The organism is Endozoicomonas sp. Z74 (assembly GCF_057680865.1).
This window is the reverse complement of record NZ_JBLYZI010000138.1, coordinates 1-11,386: the sequence shown is the minus strand read 5'-3', so window position 1 is coordinate 11,386 and position 11,386 is coordinate 1. Positions and strand designations below refer to the sequence as shown.

The following is an 11,386-nucleotide window of genomic DNA, read 5'->3' as shown; positions in this document are numbered from 1 at the left end:
CCCTTAACTGTGCACCATATCTTATAAGATATGGTGCACAGTTAAGGGTGTTGCGTGATACACAGTTGACTATATAAAGTGATGCACATTTGGAATTTTTATATAGTGCACAGTTAAAGTGTGTACCATATCATTTACACCAAGTGATACACAGTTATTGACTAGGCTATTTTTTAGATATATTATGTGGTACACAGTAAATTATTTAAAAAAAGAGGCGATAAAGTGGACGTAATAAAATCAAGGCTTGAGAATACAAAGAGGATCGTGGACTACCTGGTTGCCCTGGACGCAGAAAACCCTGTAAACGCTATCAACAAAAAAGTAGCAAGGGAGCTGAAAAAATTAGGGATAGAAATGAAAAGTCGAAGGCTTAAATCCCAAGGCAATAATTGGGTCACAGAGTACGAATATAAGGGTAAAAAAAGCGGAATAAACACAGCCAGAGAAGTCATCCGCAACTATAAAAACGGGATTTTGGCACTAAACGTACCAAATCACGCCTATCAGAAGACAATGGAAAGCCTAAAAGAAGAAATATATGAGGTTTTAGGGGACTCTCCGGACGTTTCTGGACTCTTTGAATATGACGATATGGGGACCATTAGAGACTCCCTGAAGCGTCTTTATAGGATTCACGCTAAAAAAGCACGCAACTCAGCAGTCAAGATAGTCATGAGCAAGATAACACCTGAACATCATGCTTATTACAAACTGCATGGGGCCACCATTATGTTGTCCAAACTGGTGAATTCTGAAGAGCAAAAGACACTCAGAAAAAAGCATGATAGCCGTATAAGAGTTAACCCTGACTTCATCATCGACAAAGCAGAGAAAACCATACTCGACAAAAAGGCAGACTGGAAGGAACTAGCAGCCGCATTAATAGCTGTCACTGGACGCAGGCCTACCGAAATATTAAAGACTGCCAGGCTGGACAAGATCGACAAAAATACTGTCCTGTTCGATGGACAGCTAAAAACAAGGGATCGAGGACTCCATGAGGATCTGTCAGCCTACCCTATCCCAGTCGTTGTCAATAAGTGCACAGTCGAAAAAGTAATAGCGGCTATCGAACACGTACAGGCGGCCGTTGCAGACACAGAACTGGAATATCCTGATGTCCTCGGAGACATTGTGACAGTAAAGATAGGAGACGAAGACCATGACAAAACCGATATCCAGCACAACCGGGCCGTAACCCAGTACTCCAACCGAATGATCAACGACGTTTATGCCCGATGGCTCGGGATTCCAGGCGTAACCTGCAAATCAATGAGAGCCATGTACAGCTCACTGGCCTACGAAAAGAACAAAGAAAACTTACCAAAAGGAAGGAGTGAGGATTCCTACACAACGGAAATTCTAGGCTACAGGGATGATGGTTTCGGGGCCTCTCGCAACTACAAACAAGTCGAACTCGATCGCTCTATAGAAAGAGCAGAAGCCCCTACCCAATCCCAGGATAAAGTAGACAACGATCTTGTACGGCTATTAAAAGAAAAAACAGACGATGTGCTGGAAAACAAAAGAGCCAAGGCCACCCACGTATTGCACAGCACACTTATCAAAATGGCTGAAGGAGGACACATTAAAACCGAAGAAATGACGGCAGGAAGACTTTGCCGAATCCCCGTCAACGGGAAACGGATCAATATCAACACCGTGAAAGGATACCTGGAGCGGATCGGCATCGAGAACTCAGAAGAAGATGCCAGTTGAGAAGTAAACCATCAACCAGGATTGCGCCCACTGACAAAAAATACCCCGGCACCCACCGGGGCCTTAATTCCCACACCAACCCGCACGACGACCACCGTCATAAGGCCGAGCAGTCCCCGCCGACAAATGAAGGTCCCTCAATGACCGACCATCCACGTACACGTCCGCAATGATCCTGAAATACTTCCCCCGCTGAATATCACGCAACTCAATACGCTGCGCTCCAGCCAGAGCATTAACCGTTAACTCCCTGGCTTGCTTTGCTGCCACCTTCTCAGACTCACACTTCCCCCGGATCTCAGGCGCATCAAAGCCATTCGCCCGGATCGGCATGTTACGCCCCACCAGATCAGGCCAGCCCTCAATATCCACCCGGAACGTATCGGCATCATAAACGCTGACAACCCGGGCAACCGTCACATCACCATAAGCGAACTGGCCACAGGCAAAACCAGCCCCCGAAAGGGCTGCAAGAAAAAAACAAAGTCGGCGAATCCCTGGAAGCATTCCTTTCCCCTGGCTATTCAGTTTAAAATAAAAAAAACAGTAAACTGTAAACAGTAAACCGCAAAACAAAAAGGACCCTCTATGATCATACTGATAGGCAGTAATAAAGGAGGATCAGGCAAAACAACCATTGCCTGCAACCTTTCCGTTGCACTGGCCAAAGAAGGAAATGACGTTTGCCTGGTTGATGCAGACCGACAAGGCAGTGCCGCCAGATGGCACCAGGAAAGAGAAGCCGCCGACAAAAACCCAGCTATCACCCTGGTCCAGAAATACGACAACCTGACCAAAACCCTCCAGGCCCTCAACGAAAAATTCACCCACGTCATCGTGGATGTTGCCGGTCGCAACAGTCGGGAAATGATCACCGCCGCCACCGTCGCCGACACCATCATTGCGCCCCACCAATGCAGCCAGCTCGACCTGGACACCCTCGGAGAACTTCAGGAACAAATTACCCGGGTAAAGGACCTCAATCCGGAACTCAAAGTCCTGGTCTATCAAACCATGGCCTCCACCAATGTCCAGGTCATCGAAGCCGAAAGGAACGACTTCAAGAACTACGTTGCCGAATTTCCGGAACTCAGCCCCCTGGAAGCCTCCGGTCGATACCGAAAAATCTACCGGGACGTAATGAGCGATGGCCTTTCTGTTCTGGAAAGTTCCAACAAAAACGCCATTGAGGAAGTAGAAGCCCTGTATCAGGAGGTGTTCAATGGTTAAGACCGTTTCCCAACAGGCAAGGCGAAAAACCGTCGATTCCGAAGCCGCTGAAGCACTCGCAAACACCCTCGCCGACAAACCCTACGGTAAGGAAAAGACAACTCTCCAAAAAGAAGAGCCCCTGGAAAGAATCACCTTCACCATGCCGCAAAGCATGTATGACGAACTGGAAGAACTCGCGAAAAAGAGGAAACGAGCCAAGCATGAATGCCGCTCTATGGCAGCGATAGCAAGGGCTGCGCTAGAGGAGTATCTAAAAACAGTAAACAGCAAACAGTAAACAGTAAACAGTAAACAGTTTACTGCAAAAGCAAAGATAGATAAGGGACGACAAGAGCACATCCAAGGCAACAGGATGAAATATGTCATTTGACATAGCTCCGATCAATCATCTAATGTTACAGGTGTAACACCGAGAAATGGCAGAACGACCACGACACCCGAACAAGGCTATCGAAGAAACTCTCAGGTACGCCGAGAGCAAAGGATGGATAGTCGCAAAAGCAGGGAAAAGCTCACACGCATGGGGAAGGATATCCTGCTCTCTTATGTCCCCTGACGGATGCAGGAGAAAGTCTGTCTGGAGTACTCCAAGGGACCCAGACCGGCACGCAAGAGAACTGAAGAAATACGTCGATAACTGCCCCCATAACGACGAGTAAAACGCCATGAGCGACAACACATTTAAGTTCGGCCTCATCCTGCAAGGCAGGTTTGATGCTGAAAAACAAATGGATCTGTCCGACAGCCTGATCGAAGCTGGTTGTGACTACCCCGAAATCTCTGCACACAATGACATCATCACCCTGGAGTTCTTCCAGGAAGATCACTGTGATGACTACAGACAGGTAATACTGGATGAGATGCACCGCGTTGAAAGCACAGGCGTATTCATCTCTTCACTGGTGGAAAGCGATGCAGTCACCGTATCCGACATCGCCGAAAGAAGCGGCCTGACCAAAATGAGCATCAGCCGCTACAGCCGACAGCAATCCGGCAGCGAAGACTTCCCAGCCCCCTTCTACGGAGAAAAATGGAGCTGGGCAGAAGTGGCCGTATGGCTAAGCAACAGGAACAAGCTGCCAACAAAAACCTGTATCATGGCTGAAGCACTCAGAGACACCGGCAACGCTATCCGTATCAGAAGCATGATGCGTGAAATGACAGTAGCCAAAATACTCAAAACCATTTCAAACGCCGAGTGAATATCCAAGACATTCTATGGCCACGTTCCCCGTTCGGACTCAGGCTTCCGGCTTTATCGGCCTTGAGTTGACTAAGTGGGCTTTCTACCGGAGAAGGTTGAGAGGGTGCGATCCTCTCCCATAGAATCCAATTACTTCAGCTCCCACTACAGGACGGTAGAGTGTAGGCCTGTAGCGCGTAGGATCAGGTCTGTCATGAACCTGCCTGGTTTCACCTGAAGTCGTGTTCCAGCTCCCACTGCAGAACGGCTGAGTGTAGGTCTGCAGTGCGTAGGACTGCCGTTGTCATAAGCCTTCCCAGTTTCACCTGGAACACACCACCCGCCAAAGATAAAGGGCGCCAACCTATGAGTGAAATGAGCCGGTTAGTGGGCAAATATGATGAATCTAAGCTGACTATTAAGTTAAGTGAATCGTCAGCTCGTGCTATTTTGGATGCACTGGACAATCCCAGAGTCGTGCCTGCACTGGATCAGGGTTTCAGGGAATATAGGAAGGTGGTTGACGAAAAAAAGAATCCCCCTGGCCTGATACCTGACCAGCAAACAGCTTCCTGAGACAACACCAGTGACAAACAGCACCACTGGTTCCCCCTTCCCTTTCTGAGTACCATCCGCCCCTCCATCCCCATGGTGACGACCATGAAACGATTGATCCTGACCACCTCCCTGGCCGTGATGCTGGGTGGGTGTGGTGTTGCCCCTACTCCCTACGAACCAATGACAGCCTGGGGAGGGTATTCAGAAACACAAGTCAACGAAACCATGTATGAAGTTACAGCCGTAGTTAACTACAGCACTCATGCTCAAACCTCCAAAGACTACGCCTTGCTCAGATCTGCACAGATAGCTTGTAAAACGGGTTATCCATTTTTCGAAGTTATGAAAAACAACCAGTTCAGAACAACAGGCAAAACCTCCGCTGAATACTTTTCTGGAACTACCTTGAAAATAAAACTGCACACTCATCAATCAGGCGACTATTACAGCGCAAAAATCTTAGCCAATGGACTAGGACGCGGGTATGGCATCAGCTCTATCTGTCCAGACTAAAAAGTTGTTGGATTTTTATTCAGATTTGCTTGTTTTGCCTTGCCTTGTATTTGTCATATCCATATCCAGCCGCCGCACCGGCCACTGTTCCGATCGCTCCGTACATGGCACTGTTTGCCTGCTGCTGAGCGGCCTTCTCAGCCGCCAGGACGCCCGCTTGCTGTTGAGCCATGGATTGGTTTAGCTTCATCGAAGTGGCCGTCTGACCGCGTCCTATGGCCGTCAGATCGAGTGTCCCACTGGCGTATAAATCCTCGGCACTCTGCAGGCCCGCCATTGCACCCATCCCGGCCGCCGATCCTGCCTGCTGCTCTGCGCCGATACTGGCCACCATGAAGTTGCCGGATCCCGGGTCCATCCCCGGCCCGGCAACCACCGTCCCCGGAGTCTGCATCCTGGCCGCGTTCACCGACTTGTCCATGCTCCCCTGCTTGAACGTGTCCGACCGAAACCGCTCTATGTCCGCCATCTGCCGGTATTCCAGCGGCACATACATCTCCTTGTACTCACCCAACCGCTTTTCGGCTATTTCCACCAGGGCCCGCTCATAGGCGCTCTCTTCTACATGATCCTCATCACCACCCATGCACACAGACCCGTCTCCTGCATCACAAAACAAGACAACCGACTTACAAGAAAAGACCAACCAAAGAAAAAAGGTAATTGAAAAACCGAAAACAGCCCCTTACCATCAGGACAAAGCCTTCGAGCTGGTGAACCACATCACGCAATTGGAGCGTCGACAGTCGTACCAGACGAAGGCTTTGTTCGTTCCAGGCACAAAAAAAGAAGACACCTGACCAACTCTCTTAATGCCCTTCTCAAAAGAAACAAAATTCTGTAGGCGATTTTTCAGAAGCGTTCGTTTTATACTGGGCTAACACTTTGTCCATGCACACAAAGTGCTGGAAATCTTGCCAGAGACCAGGCGGGGTTTTCGGAAAGGGGATAGCAAAACGCCCCGGGATGAACCGAGGCGTTTCACTATATGTCGCTTTATCAGAACTCTTATCTTGGCGGATGGGTTTTCTGACAGAGCTGGCGCAGCCGGAGGAGGCTGAGGGCAGTCAGTACAATCTGTATTGATTACCCTAAGCGGAATCGTAACACACCCCCAACGAAGGGGAATACATTTCCGCTACTTTTTGCTTCCTTCGGCATGGATTGGAGACATTCCGTGTCATACGCAGACCGCAACAGTGTAACAGATAACCAAACCCGAAATAACGTAAAGATCGTCAAAAATCACATTAATGACGGCGAACATCGGGCAATAAACAAAACCCCAGGCCAGACCAGCAACAGACAATACCGCTACGACCTGGAACACATAAAAAAAACACTGGATCGCAAAGGACTCTGGCTGGAAGCCTTGAGGATCTACCCGCAACTGTCCGATGCACTGGACGCACACGCCAAGCCAGGTACACACGTCCCCTGCATGTTCCACGACGGCATCAATGGCGACGGATTCCGTCTCTTCGATGATGCTTTCGACAGCAATCGCAAATCCAGCGCCATCGCTATCTGCAACACCTGCGGATCATTCCCCCCTCTCGACCTGATCCTGAAACTCGAAGGCAAGGACAAACCCGACTACGAGCTGATACAAAACCTCGCCCGTATCGCAGAGCTGGAACCCAGCACCCCGAAACCTGCCAAGAAAAAGAAGGTCAAGACAGGAAGCGGATTCCCCGCATTCGCCCTCAACCAGTCACGCCCCCTTGATGGACTGGCCCTGACCTACCTGCAAAACAGAGGACTCCCTACCGACAACCTGCCCGATGAACTGCGGTCACTGTCCAACGCCAAATACATGACCAAAGGGGAAACGGTTTACCGGGGAGAATGCCTGGTCGGGAAAATGACATTCGCCGACGGAACCCTCGGCGGCATCATTCGCATATTCCTAGAGGACACCGGCAACAAAGCAAAAATTACCGACAGTGCCGGAAAAGACGCTGACTCCAAACCCTTGTCAAAAGCGCAGGCCACCATGAACGGGTCCGCCGTCAGAATGCCCGGAAAAGGCAGCATTGAACACGTCGGCGAAGGCGTGGAAACCATGCTGGCCATCAAATCCGTACTGCCCGAACCGGTCGCTGCCTGCGGAACACGCAGCATCATGGAACAATTCGTGCCCTCGCCCGATACAAAGGCCGTCATCGTATGGGCCGACAAGGACAAAAGCGGTGCTGGCAACAAGTCCGCCAAAAAACTGGTCAGCCGACTCACTGACGCAGGAATCCCCGCCGCTATCGCAATGCCTCCCCTACCCATCCCGAAAGGTGACAAAAGCGTTGACTGGCTCGATGTCCTCAACACGGACGGCGGAACCGACATCATCAAGAAGGCCTATACCCAAACCCGGGAATCCCTGGTCAAACGGCATGAGGATATGAAACAACCGGCAACCAGGGAGCCGCAGGAAAGACAGGAAAAGCAACCGTCCAAAGAAGAAAGGGGTGCACACTTTACCCGACAGGTGAACCAAGAAGTCAGCCAAGATGTGAGCCAATGTGTGCAGGAACTCAACCAGAGCTATTACCACATCATCATTGGCGGAAAGAACCGCGTCGTAAGAATGATCAGTGCCGACGTGGGAACCGGCCTGCAACCCGAGTTCTTTACCCTGGAAGAATTCAAACTGAAATGGAGCCACTCGCCAAAAGTCTGTGTCGGATACCGAAAAAACGGAGAACCCATCCTGAAATCCAGGGGCGAAGTCTGGCTGAACAGCCCCGATGCAAACTTCATCGACGGAACCCTCGACTTTGACCCGGCATTACCTCCCCTGACAGTTACCCCCAAAGGCCGACTCAATATATGGCAGGGATTCGGAATTGAACCCACCCAGAGCCAGCCGACAGACCTGTTTGAAGACAAGCAACTGGAGCAATACATCGCCCACCTCAGAGACGTTATCTGCGCCAGCGATGAACGGAGCTTCAAGTATCTCATCGGATACATTGCCCACATGGTTCAAAAGCCATGGGAGAAACCGTCTGTATCCGTCATCCTCAAGGCTGGACAAGGGGTCGGCAAGGGAACATTCATGGCTCCACTGCTAACCATCATGGGAGCCCACGGCCTTGCCACGACCAACTCAAACGATGTGACAGGCAGATTTAACGCAGCACTTGAATCAAAGTCACTGGTGTTCTTCGACGAAGCCTTTGCAGGCAGCAAACAAGCCAGCGATATGCTCAAGGGACTCATCTCCGAGAACTACATGCGGATCGAGAGAAAAGGGATCGACAGCATCAGGGTCCCTAACAAGATGCGTATCTTCATGGCCAGCAACAGCGAGAATATTGTTGTGGTCGAGAATGACGACCGAAGGTATTTTTTCCTGAGCGTTTCGGAGCACGTAAAACAGAACAGGGCTTACTTCTCAGAACGGGCCTACATGCAACAATCCCACCCCGATCACCACCAGTTTGCCAGCAAACTGCTTCAGTATCTCCTGGCCTTAGACATATCACAATTCGACCCACACCACGCACCCGTCACAGAAGAGCTGGTGAAGCAGAAGCTCGACAACCTCAAGCCTGAAGAACGCTGGGTATACAACCTATTAGTGAACAAAGGCATTGTTGCAGGGTCATGGCCCAAGTGGATGGACAACCAGGACTGCTACCAGGCGTGTGAAGAATGGATGGATAAAAGAAAGATGAAGCCGCTCTATGGCAACCCGGCTACAGCCATAGGAAGGGCGTTAAGCAGAGCTGGTATAAAAACAACAATGCACAGAACTGGCAGAAGCAGCAGCCCGGAAAGGGTAAGACTATTCCCTTCTTTAGAGCACGCACGAAAATCCTTTGAGCAATTCCTGAGAGGCCCCATCGACTGGGAGTGACCCCAAAACGCAGCCTGAACCGCTACGTCTTTGTTGAGGCGTAGCTTTGGCATGAACCCTCCAAAAAAAGAACCGCTGCAACACAACCTGATACAACGGCGAAAAAACCGATACGCATCCCCATTTTTCCGATTTTTTGGACTCCGGAGCGACTTTTTCGGACTCCAAAAACCCCATTTCGGAGTCCGGAGCGACTTTTTCGGAGTCCAAAAAACCCGTTTCGGAGTCCGGAGCGACTTTTTCGGACTCCAAAAACCCCATTTCGGAGTCCGAAAAACCCGTTTCGGATTCCAAAAACCCCATTTCGGAGTCCGAAAAACCCGTTTCGGATTCCAAAAAACGACTTTTTTCGGAATCCGGAGCGACTTTTTTCGGAATCCGGAGCGACTTTTTTCGGAATCCGGGGCGACTTTTTTTGGAGTCCGAAACCTAAAAAAAAAGCAGATTTCCAGTAGTTGTGTCAGGTAAAAACCCTCTACAGCCCCCGCCGTATCAGTTTCTGAGTCAAAACCCGTTTTTTTCGGGCTCAAAAAAACCGTCTGGAGTCCGGAGCGACTTTTTCGGACTCCAAAAACCCCATTTCGGAGTCCGGAGCGACTTTTTGGACTCCGAAAAACCCGTTTCGGACTCCGGAGCGACTTTTTGGACTCCGAAAACACTAAAAAAAACAGTTTTGTGGCAGGCGTATCAGGCCCGTATCAGGCTGTATCAGGTAAAAAAATCCTCTACAGCCCCCGCTGTATCAGGCGTTTCATGTAAAACAGGAAAAATGGGGGTGAAGTCACCAGGGAGAAAAAAATCCGAAATCCGAAATCCGAAATCCAAAAATCCCAAAACCACAAAAAAATAAAAATACCTGCAACTTATAAAAACAGCCTTTTAACCTGATACACCTGATACAACGGGGGATACAGGCTAACACTAACCTGATACACAACCTGATACTTACCTGATACAGAACTACTAATACTGATACAACAAGGGCTATAGAGGACAAAAGCAACTTTCCAAAGAAAAGAGGGGTAAAGACTGGCAAACACACCAAAGCTGATGGTCAGGGATATAACTCGATAAAAAACCGGTCTTTCTTTTGATCGGTTCGCTTGCAAAGGTTCAGGCCGTCGCAGACAGCTCTCCTGGGCTAACATCCATGTACCCATGTAATCCATGAACGTCAGATCAGACCTATGAACATTCGCAGGCCAGACACATCCGATTTGTATGAGACAGAGGGGATCGTCCGATCCATTGAGCATTCGGGAGTCTCCAAGCATGGAGCACCGTTCACCAAGCTCATCTTCCGAACGAACGACGGACTGTTGTTGCGAGTGACAAAGTTTGACTGCACTTATGAGCGGGCTCAGGAGCTGCTAGGGAAGCAGGTGAGGATCATGTATGAGGAGAAGATTGACAGCAGGAACGTCCTCAGAAGGAACATCGTAGGGGACTTTGAGTTCCCTCAGGGAAGCATGGAGCCCCGAGTGATAGAACATCAGCAGCCACCCGCATCCGGTCCACCAGCAGAACCGATTGAAGCCAGAGCAACCCGCCAGGATACGGAAGACTGTTACGGCAGGAGAGCACAGTCCCTCCCCTGAATTTCAGAAAAATTTTTTTCGTGTGCAACCGGCCTATAGATACACCCGTGTGCACTAACCCCCGTGTCCAACCAGGGGGACCCAGAACGATCCGGGGGCCCCATCCAGTACAGGAGATATCAGATGTCAGGAGGTCGACCACCAGGAACGCCCAACCGAGTAACAAGTGAAGTTAGGGAAATACTGAAATCTGCCATGAAAGGTGACTTACAGAAGATCCCCGAGTATCTGAGCCAGATTGAGGACCCGAAAGACAAGCTGGACACCATGGCCAAGTTCCTGCCTTACATACTGTCAAAAGCCGTCGATAGATCCGCGCTAAATGAATCGGAGACGTTTGTATTCAGGCAGGAGATCCACACGACCCCCAAAGAAAAGATACTGACAGAGCCTCAGGATTCGAATGTAACGAGGCTGGAAGTCAGGCCGATAGCAAAGTAAGTTTAACATCCCCTTTTTTATACCTATCACTAGTGTGCATCACTATATAAGTGCTAAAAAAAAATACATATAAAAAAAACCCATCACTGTGCACCATTTAAATATATCTAATTATCATGTGTGCACCACTATAACAAGTTACTGTGCATCATTATAACACGCCTTATGCTAAGTGTGCACCACTGCAAACCCAACTGTGCACCACTTTAAGTAGTACTGTGCACCACATCATATACAACTGTGTACCATATCTTATAAGATATGGTACACAGTTGTATA

Annotated in this window: 11 protein-coding genes; 9 read left to right on the top strand and 2 right to left on the bottom strand. The window is 49.6% G+C overall.

Features of this window, described 5'->3' with window-relative positions:
* Positions 1–225: 225 nt before the first annotated feature.
* Entirely contained in the window at positions 226–1,722 is a 1,497-nt protein-coding gene (locus ACNRUY_RS24130) for a protelomerase family protein (protein WP_488114226.1), read from the top strand.
* Positions 1,723–1,785: 63 nt separating this feature from the next.
* Here ACNRUY_RS24130 and ACNRUY_RS24125 read toward each other — a convergent pair whose 3' ends face one another.
* The gene (locus tag ACNRUY_RS24125) at positions 1,786–2,229 is read right to left on the bottom strand and encodes a thermonuclease family protein (protein ID WP_488114225.1); all 444 of its coding nucleotides are present in this window, start codon (positions 2,227–2,229) and stop codon (positions 1,786–1,788) included.
* Positions 2,230–2,310: 81 nt separating this feature from the next.
* Here ACNRUY_RS24125 and ACNRUY_RS24120 point away from each other — a divergent pair, with 81 nt between their 5' ends.
* The 5 genes from ACNRUY_RS24120 (at position 2,311) to ACNRUY_RS24100 (ending at position 5,209) form a co-directional block, all read left to right on the top strand.
* Complete coding sequence (locus tag ACNRUY_RS24120) at positions 2,311–2,952, top strand: division plane positioning ATPase MipZ (protein WP_488114224.1); 642 nt, start codon at positions 2,311–2,313, stop codon at positions 2,950–2,952.
* Entirely contained in the window at positions 2,945–3,232 is a 288-nt protein-coding gene (locus ACNRUY_RS24115) for a ribbon-helix-helix domain-containing protein (protein ID WP_488114223.1), read from the top strand. The genes ACNRUY_RS24120 and ACNRUY_RS24115 overlap by 8 nt, the downstream gene beginning before the upstream one ends.
* A 451-nt stretch (positions 3,233–3,683) precedes the next feature.
* Entirely contained in the window at positions 3,684–4,157 is a 474-nt protein-coding gene (locus tag ACNRUY_RS24110) for a hypothetical protein (RefSeq protein ID WP_488114222.1), read from the top strand.
* 347 nt (positions 4,158–4,504) lie between these two features.
* On the top strand, positions 4,505–4,714 hold the full coding sequence (locus ACNRUY_RS24105; protein WP_488114221.1) for a hypothetical protein: 210 nt from the start codon (positions 4,505–4,507) through the stop codon (positions 4,712–4,714).
* A gap of 84 nt (positions 4,715–4,798) precedes the next feature.
* The gene (locus tag ACNRUY_RS24100) at positions 4,799–5,209 is read left to right on the top strand and encodes a CC0125/CC1285 family lipoprotein (protein WP_488114220.1); all 411 of its coding nucleotides are present in this window, start codon (positions 4,799–4,801) and stop codon (positions 5,207–5,209) included.
* A 19-nt stretch (positions 5,210–5,228) separates the two neighbouring features.
* On the opposite strand, the gene ACNRUY_RS24095 is transcribed toward ACNRUY_RS24100, so the two are convergent.
* Positions 5,229–5,795 carry a hypothetical protein gene (locus tag ACNRUY_RS24095; RefSeq protein WP_488114219.1) on the bottom strand — a complete coding sequence of 189 codons (567 nt, stop codon included), beginning with the start codon at positions 5,793–5,795 and terminating at the stop codon, positions 5,229–5,231.
* Positions 5,796–6,386: 591 nt separating this feature from the next.
* Here ACNRUY_RS24095 and ACNRUY_RS24090 point away from each other — a divergent pair.
* From ACNRUY_RS24090 to ACNRUY_RS24080, 3 genes are all read left to right on the top strand, one after another.
* Positions 6,387–9,068: a DUF5906 domain-containing protein gene (locus ACNRUY_RS24090; RefSeq protein WP_488114218.1), complete on the top strand. Its 2,682-nt coding sequence runs from the start codon at positions 6,387–6,389 to the stop codon at positions 9,066–9,068.
* A gap of 1,187 nt (positions 9,069–10,255) precedes the next feature.
* Positions 10,256–10,666: a hypothetical protein gene (locus ACNRUY_RS24085; protein ID WP_488114217.1), complete on the top strand. Its 411-nt coding sequence runs from the start codon at positions 10,256–10,258 to the stop codon at positions 10,664–10,666.
* A gap of 123 nt (positions 10,667–10,789) precedes the next feature.
* A complete protein-coding gene (locus ACNRUY_RS24080) occupies positions 10,790–11,107 on the top strand; it encodes a hypothetical protein (protein WP_488114216.1) in 318 nt (105 codons plus the stop codon).
* Positions 11,108–11,386 lie beyond the last annotated feature (279 nt).